Origin of the sequence: Kineothrix sp. MSJ-39 (assembly GCF_018917935.1) — a bacterium.
Taxonomy (GTDB): Bacteria; Bacillota; Clostridia; order Lachnospirales; family Lachnospiraceae; genus CAG-194.
Genome location: NZ_JAHLPN010000007.1, coordinates 59,996 through 79,032 on the forward strand (window position 1 = coordinate 59,996; position 19,037 = coordinate 79,032).

Here is a 19,037-nt window from a genome sequence, read left to right on the forward strand (position 1 = left end):
TCATGCTGAATCAGTTTTCAAGGACGCAGCTTCTGCTGGGACCGGAAGCAATGGAAAAATTAAAAAATGCGAGAGTCGCCGTATTTGGGATCGGCGGTGTCGGTGGTTATGTCTGTGAAGCACTTGTCAGAAGCGGCGTCGGTGCTTTTGATCTTGTGGATGATGACAAGGTCTGTCTGACCAATTTAAACAGACAGATCATTGCCACAAGAAAGACAGTCGGCAAATATAAAACGGATGTGATGAAGGAACGTATCCTGGAGATCAATCCGGATGCGGAGGTGACAGTACACAAATGCTTTTTCCTGCCGGAAAATGCAGATACATTCCCATTTGAAGAATATGACTATGTGGTAGATGCGGTAGATACGGTTACTGCCAAGATCGCACTTGTCATGAAGTCGCAGGAAGCGGGTGTACCGATCATCAGCAGCATGGGAGCAGGCAATAAGCTGGATGCATCTGCATTCCGTGTGGCGGATATTTATAAAACAAAGGTCTGTCCGCTGGCGAAGGTCATGCGGCGGGAGCTCAAAAAAAGAGGCGTGAAAAAGCTGAAGGTGGTCTATTCCGAGGAACAGCCGGTAAGACCGCTTGAAGATATGTCGATCAGCTGCAGAACGCATTGTATCTGCCCACCAGGGGCTGCGCGCAAATGCACGGAAAGAAGAGATATTCCGGGCAGTACAGCGTTTGTACCATCGGTAGCAGGGCTGATCATAGCAGGCGAGGTCGTAAAGGATCTGTGCAAATAAACAAAAATCCTGTATAAACAGATCTGCGGAAAAGAGGAAAGACAGATGCAGAACCATACAATCGTAACGCTGAAAAAAGGAGAGGGCAGAACCATCAAAGCAGGTGGTATGTGGATCTTCGATAACGAAATAGATACGATCACCGGCAGTTTTCATAACGGGGATGTTGTGACGGTACATGATTTTGACGGGTATCCGATGGGCAGAGGATTCATCAACCAGAATTCCAAGATCAGGATCCGTCTTATGACGAGAAAAACAGAGCAGGAGATCGACAGGGATTTTTTACGGATGCGTGTGAAAAATGCATGGGAGTACCGTAAGACAACTGTAGACACCTCCTCCTGTCGCGTTATCTTCGGAGAGGCAGATTTTCTGCCGGGGCTTGTTGTGGACAAATATGAAGATGTGCTTGTTGTGGAATGTCTGGCACTTGGCATGGAACAGTTTAAGGAAACTATCGTGGAGCTTTTAAAGGAAGTTCTGGCAGAGGATGGGATCCATGTCCGCGGCGTATACGAACGCAGTGATGCCAGTGAACGGAAAAAAGAAGGTTTGCCGAAGGTAAAGGATTTTATCGGTGAGCCGTTTGATACGAATGTAGAGATTGTGGAAAATGGTGTCCATTATATGGTAGATGTGGTAAACGGACAGAAGACGGGATTTTTCCTCGATCAGAAATACAACCGCCTTGCCATGCAGCGTATCTGCAAGGGAAAGAGAGTGCTGGACTGCTTTACCCATATGGGCACCTTTGCACTCAACGCGGGAATCGCAGGGGCGTTGGATGTGACCGGGCTGGATATTTCAGAGTACGCCGTTTCGCAGGCAACAGAAAATGCCCGTCGGAATGGTCTGGAGGATACGGTGCATTTTCGCTGCGCAAATGTGCTGGATGAACTGCCGCGCCTTGCAGCAGTCGGGGAGAAGTATGATGTGGTCATTCTGGATCCACCGGCTTTCACAAAGTCACGCGAGGCGACCAAGAATGCCATTAAGGGTTATCGTGAAATCAATATGAAAGGGTTAAAACTTGTCAAAGACGGTGGCTATCTTGCAACCTGTTCCTGCTCTCATTTCATGACGCAGGAGCTTCTTGCAAAAACGGTCAAGGAAGCAGCAAAGGCAACGCACAAGCAGCTCCGTCAGGTAGAGTTCCGCACCCAGGCACCGGACCATCCGATCCTGTGGGCAAATTCGGCGAATGTACCGGAGAGTTATTATTTGAAATTTTTTGTTTTTCAAGTCGTTGATGAGAAATAAGAAATATCATTATTATCATGGAAGTAATGAACAGAGAGTAATCGAGAAAATGCGGTTGCTCTTTTTTTATTGTGAAGGGGGTTACATGTGCTATAATAAAACAAATTAACAAATCGTTGTTTGTGGAGGTGTTTGGATGTGTGGAATAGCAACTGATTTATAAAAAATAAATCGGAGGTTTATATGGATTATTCAATAAGAGAATTAAGACAAAACGAGTCCAAGGTGCTAAATACTTTTTTATACGAAGCAATTTTTATTCCAGAAGGGGTTCCTATACCACCAAAAGAGATTATAAATCAACCAGAATTACAGGTGTATGTTAAAGATTTTGGTAAGAATAAAGGAGACTTGTGTTTGGTTGCTGAAGCCAATAATGAAATTGTTGGTGCAGTATGGTGTCGTATTATGAATGATTATGGACATATTGATGCTGAAACACCATCATTTGCAATTTCACTTTTAAAACAGTATAGAAACTATGGTATTGGAACTAATCTAATGGAGCAGATGCTAAAAAAACTGAAAATGCAAGGATATAAGCAAGTGTCATTATCTGTTCAGAAGATGAATTATGCAGTTCATATGTATCTAAAAGTAGGATTTGAAATTGTCGATGAGAATGACGAAGAGTATATAATGATTTGCAAATTGTAGGAATCTGTAATTTGAGTTTATGGTTTACAAATCGGAAGTTGAGGAAAAGAAAGAATGGAAGATAAAAAGATATTGCTTGATAATATTGATAAAATTCATACAACCGAAATGGGAATTGATAGAATTAAAAGAAACCTAAAAATAGATACAGCAGATGTTGTTGAGTATTGCAAAAATAAGGTATTAGATAAAAATTGCAATATATACAAACAGGGTAAAAATTGGTATTGCGAGGTTGAAAATATCAAAATTACTATCAATTCATATAGCTATACAATCATTACAGCACATATTGTTAAGTAATTTCAAGTTTATAGGGATGATGTAATTATTTTTGCATGGTTTTCAGAATTCAGCATGGTACAGAGAGGGCGGAAGAGTGGTTGCGGGACGTCTCCCTGTCACGTAGCAGAGAGTATGCCCGATATATTGATGGCAAGCCATTGGTGCCTGACACCATAAATCCACTCGCTTGAAAATGGAATAAGTCATTCACTAAGACTTTATTTCTGATGATAGCTACTTTAGCAGGTCACGGAAAAAGGAAATATAAATTCAAAATAACTCAAAAATTTGAATTTTAACATTGACTAAGTTAAAATAAAACAAATTAAGTTAAAAGGAGAATAAGAAATATGCTTACAAGCGTATTCGGGGTTTCTATAAAAAATGAAGCATGGAATCATCAGGATTCTTTGCCTGTTTATATTGCAGGGAGTTATGATTTTCATACAGCATATATTGGAAACAGACGCTGTATAATGCTTGCTCCAACAGAAGAACTTGCCACACTTCCGGCATTGAAAAAACAAATTGTAAAAATACAGCAGATTGATAATGTGCCAGTCGTATTTGAACTTACAACGGTATCAAATTATCGAAGAAAAAGCCTTATAGAAAATAATATACCGTTTATTACTGATAAACAGGTCTTTCTTCCTTTCATTGGGACAATGCTTTCTGATGAAAAAGAACCCCAAAAGCTGACGGGTAAGTTTGTTTACTCCACGCAGCAGTTGTTTTTATTTTATCTGTACAGTAAGAAAAAACGATTGTATGCTTCAGAAGCCGGAAAAGTGCTTCCGTTTACAGCAATGACCTTGACCAGAGCAGTGAAGCAGTTGGAAACGACAGATTTGTTTCTTGTAGCAAAAGACGGTGTCAATAAGTTTATTGCGTCAAAATATAAGCGAGATGAATTATTTGAAAAAGCAAAAGTATATTTGACGACTCCTGTTCGAAAAACAGGATATATAGATAAGACGCAAGTTACAGAAAATATGGTCTTTGCAGGGGAAACGGCACTTTCTGAAAAAACAATGCTAAATCCAAGCCGAGTTGTTACCTATGCAATTAGTGAGAAAGATTATGATAAAGCCTTGCTGACTGATGAATTGATAGACCCGGATAAACAGGTCAGACTTGAATTATGGGCATACAACCCAAAACAATTTTCAGAGGATAATAGTGCTGATGATATTTCACTTGTTTTATCTTTTACAGATACAAATGATGAAAGAATTGAAGAAGCAGTAGATGAATTGCAGGAAAGAAGGTTGCATGAGTAATGGTCAGTGGATTTACAAAATTTAAGGAAAGATTTCAAGGTTTTGAATAAAAGCACTGGAAATGCACAGTTTTATCGTTTCACATCTCCGAAAAGTAAAGAATATCCATATATGATAGAAATATTTTCCAGAAATCCGGATTTTATTATATTGGAAGATGATGCAGTTCTCACTCCACTTCCGATAGATGATGAAATATCCAGTTTGTCGGCAATCCTTTTAAATGAAGCATATTATGAATTGTTAAAAACCGGACAAATGATGGTTGATGGCATTCCGGTATTAAGTCTGACTTGCCTGATTCCATTTAAGGCGAAAGCATGGCTGGATTTAAAGGAACGCAAGTTGAATGGAGAGCAGGTCGATAGCAAAAACATAAAGAAACATAAAAACGATGTGTTCCGATTAGCACAGTTAATCACAGCCAATACAAGGCAAGTTCTCAGTCCGGAAATAGCAGAGGATATGAAAAAGTTCTTATCTGAAATAGCTGATGAAACAGTGGATTTAAAGTCCTTGGGTATAAGGGGAACAGATAAGAAGAAAATGACAGAAATGCTATACCAGTGTTATGGGTTGAAGGATAATACATAGTAAAAATTTTCTTAAAGATTTTGGACTCAGTGAACCCAAAATCTATGTGAGATTGTGAAGATGCTGAGTCTTGAGAAAAGGGAAAAACATCTGCCAGGACAAATGTCAGGAGGTCAGCAGCAAAGAGTATCCATAGGAAGGGCACTTATAAACGAGCCGGCATTTATTCTTGCAGATGAGCCGACCGGAAATCTTGATAGTAAGACAAGCAGAGAGATCCTGGATATTTTGAAGTTCACCAATCAGAAATATAAGCAGACGATTCTTCTTGTCACACATGACGAAAAATAGCACTGCAAGCGAACCGAATCATCACGATCGGAGGTGGAAAAATCATAAAAGAAATATAAATTTTAACGGCTATAGTATTTCTGATTAAAAAGGGACGAAAACAGAGAGGTTGGGATTAACACCATAGGAGTAGGATAATATGATGGAAAACAGAAGTCGAAGAGGAATACTTATAATTGTTTCAGTTGCAATAGCTGTACTACTTATAATAATCAGTGGTAGATACTTATTTTTGCATAATAAAAGTTATAAAAATCAGGCAATAGAACGCGGAGATGCAATATATTTAAATGAAATAAAGTATTCTCCGATACCGTCATCTGATTTGAATGAATATACTATTTCTAATGTTCTGATTTGTAAAACTGATACAGGAATAAAATTATATGAAATAAACGAATATCCTGATTATAAATATATTGCTGGATATCATGCATGGGGCGGCGAAATTTATAAAAAAGACGAAACAGACTGACAAAGAAGGGGAAGTGTTTTATGGGAGAATTATCAAAATTACCGAATATAGGAAAAAAGTTGAAGAACAGCTTATTCAGGTTGGCATAAATTCTGTTGATGAGTTAAAGAAAGTGGGTGCTAAAGCAGCTTGGTTAAAAATACAAGAAATTGATGAGTCGGCTTGTATCAATCGTTTAATGGCACTGGAGGGTGCTATTGAAGGTGTAAAGAAAACAATGTTGTCAGATGAAGTGAAAGCTGATTTGAAAGAGTTTTATCAGTGGAACAAAAAGTAAATAGATTGGAATTTTGAGGTAAATATTCTATGTTTTATAATGCAAAAGAAAAACTGTTAGAAATACAGGACATACAGATGAATTATATTACTTTTGGAAAAGGTGAGAAGTCTTTGATTTTGATTCAAGGTCTTAGTACCCGTAGCATAAAAGGTGTAGCATTTTCAGTGGCTTATATGTATCGAATGTTTGCAAGAGATTATAAAGTTTATCTGTTTGATCGCAGGGAAAATATTAGTGATGGCATAACAGTAAGAGACTTAGCAGCAGATATAGCAATGGCGATGGATACATTAAAGATTACAAATGCTGATATCTTTGGTGTATCACAAGGCGGTATGATTGCTCAATATCTTGCAATAGACAGACCAGATTTAGTAAATCAGTTAGTTCTCGCAGTAACACTTTCGAAAAATAATGAAACCGTCGAAAGGACAGTCAATGATTGGATTCATATTACGGAACAGAATAATATGAAAAGGCTGATTACAGATATGGCTGAAAAGATGTATTCTGACATTTATGTGAAACGATACAAACCGTTTATGTCTTTATTAGCAGTTTTGCAGAAACCAAAGAATGTATCAAGATTTATCACCTTGGCAAAAGCTTGCCTTAGTTGTGAAGCATATGACGAATTAGATAAAATACAATGTCCGGTGTTTGTAATTGGAGGTATGCAGGATAAAGTGGTAAGTGGAGAGGCTTCTTTGGAAATTGCAAAAAAACTTGGTTGTGAAATCTTTATGTATGATGATTTAGGACATGCTGCTTACGAAGAAGCTAAGGATTTCAATCAAAGAGTTTATAATTTTTTTCAGCATAAGTGATTTCTATAAAGCAAAAATTCAAGTTTATTACCATTGGTGCCTGGGCTGCCATTGGTGCCTGACACCATAAACTCAAGCATAGATTCATTAAAAGAAATATCCAGTTATTTTTCTGTATCAATTGATGATTTGTTATCTGGAGAACAATTGATTTTCATAGCAGAAAAAGAAAACAAATTCTTCATTATTGGGAGTCTGAGAATACTGCGGAAGTAGATTTCCTGATACAAAAAGACAGTCATGTAATACCGGTGGAATGTAAAGCCGGAAACCATATGAAAAAATGATAATATTAAGAGCTGATTTGGGGAGAAGTTATGAAAAGAATACTTGAAAATCAAATATTTAGAAACCTGTTATCTGCAGTTGTATTCGGAGTGATCTATTCGATATTATCTTATGTAGATAAAGGTTATGTGGAAATAGGTACAGTACGACAAAGGAGTGTGATTGTATGACGAAGAAAAGCAGAATTGCGATATGTGCCATATTCGTAATTTTAGGTGTGGCAACAGTCTTTGTATTGACCGGAAACAGAGGAAATGTATCAAATGTTAATCGTATTGTTGGTTATTCTGCACTCTATGATGAAACTTCAATCAATGAAGCATGTGATGTCATAGAGAAAAAATTCGCGAAAGACTTTGAAGGCTGCACACTTACTGAGCTTCGCTATGATGAGGATGTTGAAAACAGATTTGCGGAAGAAATTGAGAAATATCACAAAGAAAACAACCAGGAGCTTATTGTAGTATTATCAGCTTTTGATACAGACGAAAAAGGTGGAGATGGTGGGTTCAATCCTAATGATACATATGCCGACTGGCAATGGCATTTAGTGAAGACGGCAGATAAAAAGAGTTGGGAAATAATCAATTGGGGGTATTGATCGGTTTCAGGTTTGCCGAAATATCCAGACGGACATATATAAATAAAGGATAGACAAAGGGGTAATCTTTGCACTGCGCAAAGTAGTATCAGCCTACAACTTTGTTACATATGTGAGTGGAAAAACGGTGTACTAGAGCACTTCTATCCCATGTACCTGCAAAAACTCCTTTGCAATTTTCGTATTACCGTTGTATTATCCGTACACAGGGACTATATAGTGGAAAATAGTGTAAAAATAGTGAAATTATTTTCTGGCATTGAATTATCTGGAAGAAAAGGTAAATAAAAAAGAAAAATTTTCCAAGAAACTTATTTTGGATGTTCAGAAATTGGTGGAAAAGGGTGCTTCTAAGGAAAAAATCGGACTCAGGGGACCTATGCCGCCGGGGGTGTTATTTGCTGTATATGATTCTAAGACAGGAAATCCCGATTATATTCCACCGGAATATTGTGATATCCCGGGGCTGCTGGATGAGTTGATAGAGTATGTCAATACCACAGATGATCATCCGTTGATTGTAGCAGCAGTTGTGCATTATCAATTAGTGACGATACATCCGTTTGAAGATGGCAATGGCAGGACAGCAAGATTGTTATCCGGTTATATTATGGATCTGAATGGGTATGGATTTAATGGAGTCGGATCGTTGGAGGAATATTTTGCATACGATATTGACGAATATTATGAATCTATCCAGATGGGACTCCCTGCCTTGTATTATTCCGGGAGGGAGAATCCGCCACATCCCGAGATCTGGATCCATTATTTCCTGCGGATGGTAAAACTATATTCCGGTAAAGTCTGTGATTTGCAGTTGGCTTCCGAAGAGGAAGATATTGCCGGAAGTCTCTCGTTTTTGAAGGGGAAGGAAAAGGAACTCCTGCAATTTTTAATGAAAAACTATCGGGGAGAGTTTACACCAATCGAAGTCAGCAGAGAATTGTCGGTAACAAATAAGACGATTATCAACAGACTGGCGGTTCTGGTAAAAAATGGATTTGTTATTCCTATATTGGTCAAAGAGAGAATCCGGTCTTATGAACTCAGTGAATTTACCAGAGATCATGAAACAGAAATTATGAAAATGATTGGTTCTGGAAAAAGGAGATCAAGTAAATGAATATTACCTATAAAAGACTTACAGAAAAAGAACTGAATACATTTATTGAAATGAGGATCGATCAGCTCAGGGAGGAAGGTGCCAAAGAAGAAATTGATTTGGCTCCGGCGTTAAAACAATATTATATGCGTCATATGGCGGATGGAACATTTGTATCATGGCTTGCTTTTGACGGAAACAAGATCATTGGGACAAGTGGTATGTCATTTGTGGAGAAGCCGCCGTATTTTGGATGCCCGAGTGGAAAGATAGGTCTACTGTCCAGTATGTTCACAAACCCGGACTACAGAAGAAAAGGCATTGCAAAGGAATTGTTATCACGTGTTGTAAACGAGGCAAGAGAGTATGGATGTGGCACTATCCAGATCACTGCATCCGATATGGGTGTTAAATTGTATACAGATTTTGGATTCGTGCACAATGAGAATTTTATGCAATATAAACTTTAGCAGTTGTTCAAAAAGTATATGAGAATGTGTAAGAATGGAAGAAGGAACGGTATGAAATTATTATTCAAACAACGCCTGTTTTCATGGCTGGACAGCTATGATATATATGATGAAAATGAACAGACAGTTTATGTTGTGAAAGGACAACTTGCCATTGGACACTGCCTCAATATTTTTGATGCGGCAGGAGACCAGCTTGGTACGGTCAGACAGAAGCTGCTGACATGGATGCCCAAGTATGAAATATACGAAAAGGAGCAGTATATTGGCTGCATCAGCCGGGAAGCATTTTCTTTCCGTCCGCGTTATGATATCGATTTTAACGGCTGGCATATTGAAGGCAGCTTTATGGAATGGGATTATACCATTACAGGGGCAAACGGTGAGCGGATCGCAACGATATCCAAGCAGCTTTTCCGTATGACAGATACTTACGTTTTGGATATTGCACGGATAGAAGATGCCTTGCATGTCCTGATGTTTGTGCTTGCTATCGATGCGGAGAAATGCAGCAGGGATCAAAACTGAGAAGATTCATTTGACAAAAGAAATTATCATGTAAAAAAGGATGATCTGATGAAATTAAGTAGTTTAAACAAAAAGCAAATAGAAACAATCTATCGGGAGCGGATGAAAATTGATTTTCCGCCAAACGAATTAAAGCCGCTGTCCATGATCTATGACGCAATAGAGCAGGGAATTTATGAATGTCTGGGACTTATGGACGGAACGGATATCGTGGGATATGCTTATCTGATCAGAAAGGGAGATGACTATCTGATCGATTATCTGGCAGTCTGCCCGGATCGCAGAAATGCGGGACTTGGCAGTGAAATGCTTCGGCTTTTGGGAGAATATCTGGTGCAGGCAGACAGTATTATCGGCGAAGTGGAAAACCCGGAATTTGCAGAAGAGGAAGCAGACCGGAAGCTGCAGACAAGACGATATGGCTTTTATATGCGGAACGGATTTCGTGACAGTGGTGTCCGCGTGACCTGCTTCGGCGTTCCCTTCATCCTGATCGAGATGGGAAAGAATATCCATACAGAGGATGAAATGCGAAAACTGTATGAGCAGCATTACAGATCCGTGTTGTCAGCAGAACGATTTGCGAAGCATGTGATCATATAGAGATTTAAAAAGTCTGAATAAATCTATCAAGAAAATGTCTTGAAGGTTTTCAGGCTTTTTTAATTTAATCATTATAACTTCAATTTTATCATTTTTGAAAAAATGATAAAATTGAATTGACAATGATAAAATTGAAGAATATAATTTAAACATGAAATTTTGATAAAAAAGCTTATTATGGAGAAAAAGATGCGACAATATGATTATCGTGAAAAATGGAAAAAGTTATTGACGCCGGAAATAGTTTCTTATTTATCTTTGATTCATGAATTTAAAGGGGAACAGACTCTATTTATAGAAGCAAAGGCAGATATGCTGACACAACTTGTAGAAATTGCAAGAATTCAAAGCACTGAGGCATCCAACAAAATAGAGGGAATATATACGTCTGATGAACGGCTAAAAGCTTTAGTGAAGGATACAACAAGACCTAAAACAAGAAATGAGCGTGAGATAGCAGGATATAGGGATGTGCTCAATACAATTCACGAGAATCATGATTACATTCCGCCGAAGCCATCCATTATTTTGCAGTTGCATAGAGATTTGTATAAATTTGAGGGATCTGATATTGGCGGAAATTATAAAAGCTCGGATAACATTATAGAAGAAGAGGATTCTCTTGGAAATAAATTTGTAAGATTTAAACCTGTAGCTGCATGGCAGACGCCAGAAGCTGTGGATTGTTTATGCGAGGCATTTGAAGAAGCTCTTGAAGAGAAACAAATTGATCCGCTTATTTTGATTCCGATGTTTGTACTTGATTTTTTGTGTATACATCCATTTAATGATGGAAATGGACGAATGAGCAGGTTGCTTACATTATTACTGCTATATAGAGCGGGGTATATTGTCGGAAAATATATCAGTATAGAAAAACTAATTGAAAAGACTAAGGAGTCCTATTATGAAGCATTACAACAGAGTTCATTAAGGTGGCATGAAGATGAAAATGATTATGAGCCATTTGTAAAATATATGCTCAGCGTTGTGGTAGCTGCATATAGAGATTTTTCGGCAAGAGTGGCATTGCTTACAGTAGAAGGCAGGTCAAAGCCGGATCGAATACGGGAATTGATTAAAGGAACATGGGGCTCCATAACGAAGAGTGAGATTTTGGAAAGATGTCCGGATATCAGTCAGATAACGGTGCAAAGAACACTGGCAGAATTAGTGGAAAATGGACAGGTAATAAAAATTGGCGGCGGCAGATATACAAAATATACGTGGAATCGCGAAAAGATGGGAGACAGGTAAATGATTACAGGAGAGTTAAAAAATAAAATAGATGGATTAGGGGATATTTTTGCGGCTGGAGGATTAGTAAATCCACTGGAAGTAATTGAACAGATCACATATTTAATGTTTATTCATGATCTGGATGATTCAGATAATAGAAGAGCAAAAGAAAGTGCTATGCTTGGATTACCATATCAAAGCATTTTTGCGGAGGAGGTAAAAATAGGGGATAGGGCTATTGATGGCTTACAACTTAAATGGTCTGTGTTTCATGATTTCCCTGCAGACAAAATGTATTCTGTTATGCAGGAGTGGGTATTCCCATTTATCAAGACGTTGCATAGTGATAAAAACAGTGCATATTCCAAATATATGGATGATGCCATTTTCAAATTACCTACACCGCTTGTATTGTCAAAGGTTGTGGATTCATTAGATGAAATTTACGAATTGATGAATGAACAACAGACATCAGATGTAAGAGGAGATGTATATGAATATTTGCTTTCAAAAATAGCACAATCTGGCAGAAACGGACAGTTTAGAACTCCCAGACATATCATTCGTATGATGGTAGAGCTGATGGATCCTTCAAGTGATGAAGTAATTTGTGATCCTGCCTGTGGTACATCAGGATTTTTGGTTGCAGCAGGAGAATATTTGAAGGAAAACAAAAAAGAAGAGATTTTCTTTGATAAGCAAAAAAAAGATCATTATATGAATCATATGTTTCATGGATACGATATGGATCGAACAATGCTTCGTATAGGTGCCATGAATATGATGACACATGGAATAGATAATCCATTTATTGAGTATAGAGATAGTTTATCTGATCAAAATACAGACAAGGACATGTATTCACTTGTTTTAGCAAATCCACCTTTTAAGGGAAGCCTTGACGCAGAATCTGTATCGCCTGATCTACTGAAAGTATGTAAAACAAAGAAAACAGAACTTCTGTTTTTGACACTCTTTCTTCGTATTTTGAAAATAGGTGGACGGTGTGCTTGTATCGTACCGGATGGTGTTTTGTTTGGATCCTCTACAGCACACAAATCAATTCGAAAGGAAATTGTGGAGAATCAGAGATTGGAAGCAGTTATTTCTATGCCTTCCGGTGTGTTTAAACCATATGCAGGTGTCTCAACAGCAATTTTGATTTTCACAAAGACGGAGCATGGTGGAACAGATCAGGTATGGTTTTATGATATGACTGCAGATGGATTCAGTTTAGATGATAAGAGAACGCCGGTAACAGACAATGACATTCCAGATATCATAGAGCGTTTTAAAAATCTGGACAAAGAGACAGATCGAAAACGTACAGAAAAATCATTCATGGTTCCAAAACAGGAGATTGTAGACAACGATTATGATCTCAGTATTAATAAATATAAAGAGGTTGAATATGTTGCAGTCGAATATCCACCCACATCTGAGATTATGGCAAATATCCGTGAAATAGAGATTGAAATTGGAAATGAGATGGATGAATTGGAGAAATTGTTAAAATTATAATATATTTAAAAATATTTTGGAAAGGGAGAAACAAATTCGGATTTGTCGAGGTAATGAGCAGTGCTGGATGGAGCAATTGGGACGATGTGAGCTTGCTCACTGATCGGCACATATTGCGAACAGACAATAGTGCGATAGCACGCATGAGCGAAGACGAAGTCGTAGCGAATGTGGCACTGCGAATGTACCGAGTAAGCCGTTAAAGAAAGATTTGTAGGCGTACTTGAAAAATAGAATATATGTTTGACATAGATGCGGTTAAATGCTAGTATACTAGTAAAGAAAGTGCTACCGATAGACGGTTAGCCCTGATATATTGTTAGTTATAAAAATAACCGCCAAAGTTTACCAGACCAGGGCGGTTATTTTTGTGTCTTATCATTGCTCTTAGACCCAACGGTATAACCAAGAGCAAAGCAAGTAATACATAAGCTGATAATGGCTATAAATAGCTCCGTTGTAAGCATAAGCACAAACCTCCTCAAAAGATTTCCAGAAGTGGATTTCTATGTAAACACAGGCTATATCTCCTGTGGAGAAGGCTAACCGCCTACCGAATAGGGTAGCACTAAACATATTATAGCAAACATATGTTCTGGTTTCAAGCCTTCAATAGAAATAAAGAAAGATTTGTAGGGATGATGTAGATGAAAGTAAAACTTGGAGATATATTTGAAATTAGTTCTGGTGGAACACCATCAAAATCTTGTCCTGAATATTATGGAGGAGATGTACCTTGGGTAAAAACAGGCGATTTGAAATCAGAATACATTTATGGGGTTGCAGATTTTATTACAGAAGATGGATTGAGGAATTCTTCAGCAAAAATGTATGAAGAAGATACTGTTTTGATGGCAATGTATGGAGCAACAATAGGCGCAACATCTATTTTGAAAATTTCAGCTTGCACTAATCAGGCATGTGCTGCTTTCAGAAGAAACGATAAGGTTATTCCGGAATACCTATATTATTTTCTGAAAAGTCAGAAGGAGAAGTTTGTTAAAGATGGAGTTGGTGGAGCACAACCCAATATTTCAGCTGGATATTTGAAAAAAGTTGAAATGGAACTTTTATTGATTAAAGAACAGAGGATTGTTGTTGATATTCTAGATAAAATAACAAATATTATAAATAGAAGAAATCAAGAACTTATAGCTTTAGATGAACTCATCAAGGCCCGATTTGTCGAGATGTTTGGAAATCCAGTAATTAATGAAAAAAGATGGAGACAGAAATCACTAGGTGAGATTACTACTAAAATTGGTTCGGGAGCAACCCCTAAAGGCGGTAAAGGTGCGTATCAAGAAGAAGGTATTACACTTATTCGAAGCATGAATGTACATAATGGCTTGTTTGAATATAGAGAATTGGCACATATATCAGATGAGCAGGCAGCAAAACTTGATAATGTAGCTATAGAAGAAAATGATGTATTATTAAATATTACTGGAGCCTCGGTGGCTCGTTCATGTGTAGTTCCAAACAAAATTTTGCCGGCAAGAGTAAATCAGCATGTTTGTATTATAAGATGCAAGGAATATATTAATCCGGTATTTTTAAATAAGCTTTTGATAGATGATAATTATCAAGACTTACTATGGAGCGTTGCGGGAGCAGGTGCAACAAGAGAGGCTATAACAAAACAGCAGGTAGAAAGCTTACAGATAATTATGCCTCCAGTTGAGTTGCAGAATGAGTTTATGAGGTTCTGTAACCAAGTCGACAAATCAAAAGTTGCAGTGCAAAAAGCATTGGATGAGACTCAGCTATTATTTGATAGTTTAATGCAGCAATATTTTGGGTAAGCGCAGCTAAGGAAGGGATAAATGGAAAGACGACTTGAAAAACAATTACTGCAATGTAAATCTTTAGATGAATTTGTAACGATGTTCTTTGGATTGAGTAAACAACAGCAAATGTCAGTTTTAGGTGATGAAATTCGAATCCCTAAAGGGACTAGGTTGTATAGAGCCAGAAAATATGAAGGCATACCATTAACACACGAAAATGATTGGTGGTTGCCTCCAGCCGATAAAGTAAAAAAGGGAAGATTTAATTATCCTAAAAAACCGGTATTATATGTTAGTATAACGGATTTCATTTTACCGAGAGAAATTGAATTAAATGTAAATGAAAAATACTATCTTGCAAAGTATGAATGTAAAGAGGATATTCGGGTTGGATCACTTTTAGAATCACATAACAGGATTACATGCCTATTACATAAAATTGCAATGGCTGTAGAAAGTGTGGAAAAGATGACAGAAGATGAAAAAATGGAACTACAAAAATGTAAATGTGAAGATGGTAGTATTTCAAATTTTATTGGTGATCTAAATTCAGTATTTTACATTTATAAGTTTTTACATAGAGATTTATATGATATTACAAATAAAATAGCTGATTTGCTTTTTCAGAAAAATCCTAATGGATTTAGGTACTGTTCGTGTTATGAACCAATTGAAGTATCTGGAGGGAGTTCGGTTGTTACACTTGCAGGTGAGTTTATAGCAAATTATGCTCTCACAGAGGCAGGTGCAAAGAAGTTAAAATTAATAGATACTGCGGAAAGGTTGTATACGGAAGAAGAATACAAGAATAATGATCGGAAGATGTTTATAAGCGTAAATTTAGAAGTATATAACGAAGGTTATAAATTGAAAAATTAAAATGAATGGTTGCAGGATGTTGGTATATAGGAGGAATGTATCAACATGGAAGAAAAAATTGTTATCGTATTAAATGAAATGGCGGCATACTTATCCATTGCGCAAATGAAGAAATTGCAAGAAGTCATTGTAAAAGCGTTTGCTGAAAATGAGGTTGTCAAAAAAAATATTTCTAATGAAGAGTATCTTTCGATGTTTCTTGCGGCAAAGCAAATTGAGGGATGTTCAGCTCGGACAATTCAGTATTATAAGGTTACAGTTGAACATATGATCAGAAGGATTCCGTTAGAGATTAGAAAAATAACTACAGATGATATCCGGGAATATCTAGCAGAATATCAGAAAATGAATTCTTGTGGAAAAGTTACAGTAGACAATGTTCGACGCAATTTATCCAGTTTTTTTTCATGGTTGGAAGAGGAGGACTATATTTTAAAGAGCCCTATGAGGCGAATTCATAAGATAAAAACGAAACAGGCTGTGAAAGAGGTCATATCGGATGAAATGATAGAGCAATTAAGAGATCATTGTAAATGTAAAAGAGATTTGGCAATGATAGATTTACTATATTCTACGGGAATAAGAGTGGGTGAACTGGTTGGATTAAATCGTGCAGATATCAATTTTGAAGAAAGAGAATGTGTCGTTTATGGTAAAGGAGATAAAGAACGGCGTGTGTACTTTGATGCAAAATCTAAGCTGCATTTGCAAGATTACTTAAAAGAACGTGTAGACGACAACCCGGCACTTTTTGTAACATTGGATGCACCATATGAACGATTAAAAATCAGTGGGGTTGAAATTCGTGTTCGTGAGTTGGGAAGAAAATTAAATATGGATAAGATACATCCTCACAAATTTAGAAGAACGATGGCAACCAGAGCGATAGACAAAGGGATGCCCATAGAACAGGTGCAAAAAATCCTTGGACATTCACAAATTGATACAACGATGCAGTATGCTATTGTAAATCAAAATAATGTGAAATCAGCGCATAGAAAGTATATAGCATGATTGCCGTAGATGGTGGAAACTATGACAAAGAAGGAGAAATCTTTCCCCAATCATTGAAAAATTAGGACTAGGTCTTAAAATATGTAATTCCTCAATTCGGATTTGTAGGGATGATGTAGATGGCAAAATATAAACTTGGCGATATTTGTGAAATAGTATCAGGTAGTACGCCTAAAACAGGAATAGACGAATACTGGGATGGAAATATAAAGTGGATTACTCCTGCTGAACTTAATGATGACACGTATATTATTAATGATAGTGTGCGAAAGATTACAGAATTAGCGGTAATGAAAACAGGATTATCATCATTTCCTAAAGGTACAGTAATTTTATCTTCGAGAGCACCTATTGGAAAAGTAGCTATTGCTGGTTGTGAGATGTATTGCAATCAGGGATTTAAGAATCTTATTTGTTCAGATAAGATTAATAGCAAATATTTGTATTGGTTCTTAAAAGGAAACACAGCATATCTTAATTCTTTGGGCAGAGGAGCTACATTTAAGGAGATTTCAAAGAGAATTGTATCTGAGATTGAAATAAATGTTCCTAACATTGAAAAGCAAGAGGAAGTAGTTTCTACATTAGAAAAAATAAGTGAAATCATTGCGCTAAGAAAAAAAGAATTAAGAGATTTAGACGACCTCATCAAAGCCCGATTTGTCGAGATGTTTGGTGATTTGAAATCAAATAGTAAAAGTTGGAAAATTGTAGGATTTAATGAGTGTGCAGATATTGATACTAATATGATTCATGATTTTAAAGGATATGAAGACTATCCGCATATTGGCATAGACAGTATAGAAAAAGAAACAGGAAGATTGGTTGGGTATAGAACAATTGCTGAGGACGGAGTTATAAGTGGTAAGTACTTATTTACGCCGGCACACATTATTTATAGCAAGATACGTCCTAATCTTAATAAAGTGGCTATGCCAGATTTTGATGGTTTGTGTTCAGCAGATGCTTATCCAATATTAGTTAAAGAAGGTATTTGCAATAGAGAATACTTTGGATATATATTGAGAAGCCAGTATTTCTTAGACTACATATTGACTTTTAGCAATCGTACTAATTTACCAAAGGTTAATAAGAGTCAGGTGGAAGGATTTACATTGCCTTTACCACCAATAGAGATACAGAACCGATTTGCCGACTTCGTCCATCAGGTCGACAAATCAAAAGTTGTAGAGAAAAATATATAAAAAACAATAGAAAAAAGGGGAAAGTATATGAGCACATTGTTTATGATAGGAAATGGATTTGATCTTAATTGTGGAATGAAGACAAGCTATAAAGATGTATATAGGGGCTATGTTAAAGAAAAGTCTGATTCCAATTTGATTAATCAGTTTAAAAAGGATATTAGTGCTGATATTGATAATTGGAGTGATTTTGAAATGGCACTTGCAAAATATGCAGGAAAATTCAGGGATGAAAACGAACTGTTAGAGTGTTGTAGAGATTTTAATGTGTACATGAGTAAATATTTAAATGGTGAAATGGAAAAATTTCAGAATATTTATAATTTAAATAAAGACAAGCTAAGAACAGAATTTTTGAGGTCATTAACTGGATTTTATAAGGGTGTATCACATAATGTAGATAATATCATGAAAGAACGAGAAATTGCTAATGTGCTTCGAACGAGTGCGATTTCATTCAACTATACGAGGGCATTTGATCTCTTTTTTTCTGATATATACAAAAATATAGAAATGAATGCAAATGAAATTATTCATTTGCATGGAGTATTATCTGATGATCCTGTTTTAGGTATTGATAATGAGAATCAATTGAATACAACTTTTCCGCTTTCTAAAAGAGGAAAAAGAAGTTTTTTAAAACCTGTTTTTAATGAGAATTACGATAGTGAAAGGGTAAGAAGAGCAAAGTTTCAAATAGCGAATAGTAGCACTATATGTTGCTTTGGATTGTCAATGGGAGAGTCGGATCTGACATGGAGAAATGAGATTATAAATTGGCTGAATGAGAACATTGATCATCATCTGTTTTTGTATCAATATAAATTATCAAGTATAATATTTAGAACTGCAGATGAAAAAATGGATAAAGAAGATGATGAGAAGGAAAAACTTCTTGCAGAGTGGGGAGTAACAAATGAAGAATTGTTGGATCAAATACATATTCCATGTGGACGAAATATATTCAATATTGAAAAAAAATTGATGGAAGAAAAAACACAGCAAGGGGACATTGATGATATTAGTAGTATAAAAAATACTACTAATATCATTGCAAGTATGGTTCCTGCATTATAAAAGGGGATAA

General features: G+C 36.7%; 22 protein-coding genes and 1 pseudogene. All 23 read left to right on the forward strand.

Annotated features, from left to right (window positions below):
- Positions 1 to 2: 2 nt before the first annotated feature.
- The 23 genes and pseudogenes from KQI22_RS06345 to KQI22_RS06455 all read left to right on the forward strand — a co-directional run bounded on the left by KQI22_RS06345 (position 3) and on the right by KQI22_RS06455 (position 19,027).
- A complete protein-coding gene (locus tag KQI22_RS06345) occupies positions 3 to 755 on the forward strand; it encodes a tRNA threonylcarbamoyladenosine dehydratase (protein ID WP_216551267.1) in 753 nt (250 codons plus the stop codon).
- A gap of 45 nt (positions 756 to 800) precedes the next feature.
- Positions 801 to 2,018 (forward strand): class I SAM-dependent rRNA methyltransferase, encoded by a 1,218-nt coding sequence (locus tag KQI22_RS06350; RefSeq protein WP_216551268.1) that lies wholly within the window; start codon positions 801 to 803, stop codon positions 2,016 to 2,018.
- Between the two features lie 183 nt (positions 2,019 to 2,201).
- A complete protein-coding gene (locus KQI22_RS06355; RefSeq protein WP_015564444.1) occupies positions 2,202 to 2,675 on the forward strand; it encodes a GNAT family N-acetyltransferase in 474 nt (157 codons plus the stop codon).
- Positions 2,676 to 2,729: 54 nt separating this feature from the next.
- Complete coding sequence (locus KQI22_RS06360; protein WP_005921256.1) at positions 2,730 to 2,978, forward strand: DUF3781 domain-containing protein; 249 nt, start codon at positions 2,730 to 2,732, stop codon at positions 2,976 to 2,978.
- 332 nt (positions 2,979 to 3,310) lie between these two features.
- Positions 3,311 to 4,243 (forward strand): MarR family transcriptional regulator, encoded by a 933-nt coding sequence (locus KQI22_RS06365; RefSeq protein ID WP_216551269.1) that lies wholly within the window; start codon positions 3,311 to 3,313, stop codon positions 4,241 to 4,243.
- A 6-nt stretch (positions 4,244 to 4,249) separates the two neighbouring features.
- Complete coding sequence (locus KQI22_RS06370; RefSeq protein WP_253293535.1) at positions 4,250 to 4,837, forward strand: hypothetical protein; 588 nt, start codon at positions 4,250 to 4,252, stop codon at positions 4,835 to 4,837.
- Positions 4,838 to 4,873: 36 nt separating this feature from the next.
- Positions 4,874 to 5,187: pseudogene (locus KQI22_RS06375) on the forward strand (ATP-binding cassette domain-containing protein); the annotation flags it as partial.
- A gap of 80 nt (positions 5,188 to 5,267) precedes the next feature.
- A complete protein-coding gene (locus KQI22_RS06380) occupies positions 5,268 to 5,603 on the forward strand; it encodes a hypothetical protein (protein WP_216551270.1) in 336 nt (111 codons plus the stop codon).
- A gap of 13 nt (positions 5,604 to 5,616) precedes the next feature.
- Positions 5,617 to 5,880 carry a TfoX/Sxy family protein gene (locus KQI22_RS06385; protein ID WP_330623285.1) on the forward strand — a complete coding sequence of 88 codons (264 nt, stop codon included), beginning with the start codon at positions 5,617 to 5,619 and terminating at the stop codon, positions 5,878 to 5,880.
- Positions 5,881 to 5,957: 77 nt separating this feature from the next.
- Positions 5,958 to 6,710 (forward strand): alpha/beta fold hydrolase, encoded by a 753-nt coding sequence (locus KQI22_RS06390; protein WP_253293536.1) that lies wholly within the window; start codon positions 5,958 to 5,960, stop codon positions 6,708 to 6,710.
- Between the two features lie 176 nt (positions 6,711 to 6,886).
- Complete coding sequence (locus KQI22_RS14155; RefSeq protein WP_442905252.1) at positions 6,887 to 6,997, forward strand: DUF4143 domain-containing protein; 111 nt, start codon at positions 6,887 to 6,889, stop codon at positions 6,995 to 6,997.
- A 167-nt stretch (positions 6,998 to 7,164) separates the two neighbouring features.
- A complete protein-coding gene (locus KQI22_RS06400) occupies positions 7,165 to 7,599 on the forward strand; it encodes a DUF4829 domain-containing protein (protein ID WP_216551272.1) in 435 nt (144 codons plus the stop codon).
- A 316-nt stretch (positions 7,600 to 7,915) separates the two neighbouring features.
- Complete coding sequence (locus KQI22_RS06405) at positions 7,916 to 8,722, forward strand: Fic family protein (RefSeq protein WP_253293537.1); 807 nt, start codon at positions 7,916 to 7,918, stop codon at positions 8,720 to 8,722.
- Positions 8,719 to 9,171 carry a GNAT family N-acetyltransferase gene (locus tag KQI22_RS06410; protein ID WP_216551273.1) on the forward strand — a complete coding sequence of 151 codons (453 nt, stop codon included), beginning with the start codon at positions 8,719 to 8,721 and terminating at the stop codon, positions 9,169 to 9,171. Before KQI22_RS06405 ends, KQI22_RS06410 begins: the two co-directional genes overlap by 4 nt.
- Before the next feature lie 51 nt (positions 9,172 to 9,222).
- Entirely contained in the window at positions 9,223 to 9,699 is a 477-nt protein-coding gene (locus KQI22_RS06415) for an LURP-one-related/scramblase family protein (RefSeq protein WP_216551274.1), read from the forward strand.
- A 48-nt stretch (positions 9,700 to 9,747) separates the two neighbouring features.
- On the forward strand, positions 9,748 to 10,302 hold the full coding sequence (locus KQI22_RS06420; protein WP_216551275.1) for a GNAT family N-acetyltransferase: 555 nt from the start codon (positions 9,748 to 9,750) through the stop codon (positions 10,300 to 10,302).
- A gap of 189 nt (positions 10,303 to 10,491) precedes the next feature.
- The gene (locus tag KQI22_RS06425) at positions 10,492 to 11,559 is read left to right on the forward strand and encodes a Fic family protein (RefSeq protein WP_216551335.1); all 1,068 of its coding nucleotides are present in this window, start codon (positions 10,492 to 10,494) and stop codon (positions 11,557 to 11,559) included.
- Entirely contained in the window at positions 11,560 to 13,062 is a 1,503-nt protein-coding gene (locus KQI22_RS06430) for a class I SAM-dependent DNA methyltransferase (RefSeq protein ID WP_216551276.1), read from the forward strand.
- Positions 13,063 to 13,709: 647 nt separating this feature from the next.
- On the forward strand, positions 13,710 to 14,867 hold the full coding sequence (locus KQI22_RS06435) for a restriction endonuclease subunit S (RefSeq protein ID WP_216551277.1): 1,158 nt from the start codon (positions 13,710 to 13,712) through the stop codon (positions 14,865 to 14,867).
- Positions 14,868 to 14,888: 21 nt separating this feature from the next.
- Positions 14,889 to 15,731, forward strand: a complete 843-nt coding sequence (locus tag KQI22_RS06440; RefSeq protein WP_216551278.1) for a hypothetical protein — start codon at positions 14,889 to 14,891, stop codon at positions 15,729 to 15,731.
- A gap of 45 nt (positions 15,732 to 15,776) precedes the next feature.
- Entirely contained in the window at positions 15,777 to 16,745 is a 969-nt protein-coding gene (xerA, locus tag KQI22_RS06445; RefSeq protein WP_216551279.1) for a site-specific tyrosine recombinase/integron integrase, read from the forward strand.
- Between the two features lie 119 nt (positions 16,746 to 16,864).
- The gene (locus tag KQI22_RS06450; RefSeq protein ID WP_216551280.1) at positions 16,865 to 17,950 is read left to right on the forward strand and encodes a restriction endonuclease subunit S; all 1,086 of its coding nucleotides are present in this window, start codon (positions 16,865 to 16,867) and stop codon (positions 17,948 to 17,950) included.
- Between the two features lie 42 nt (positions 17,951 to 17,992).
- Positions 17,993 to 19,027 carry an AbiH family protein gene (locus KQI22_RS06455; RefSeq protein WP_216551281.1) on the forward strand — a complete coding sequence of 345 codons (1,035 nt, stop codon included), beginning with the start codon at positions 17,993 to 17,995 and terminating at the stop codon, positions 19,025 to 19,027.
- Positions 19,028 to 19,037: the final 10 nt, after the last annotated feature.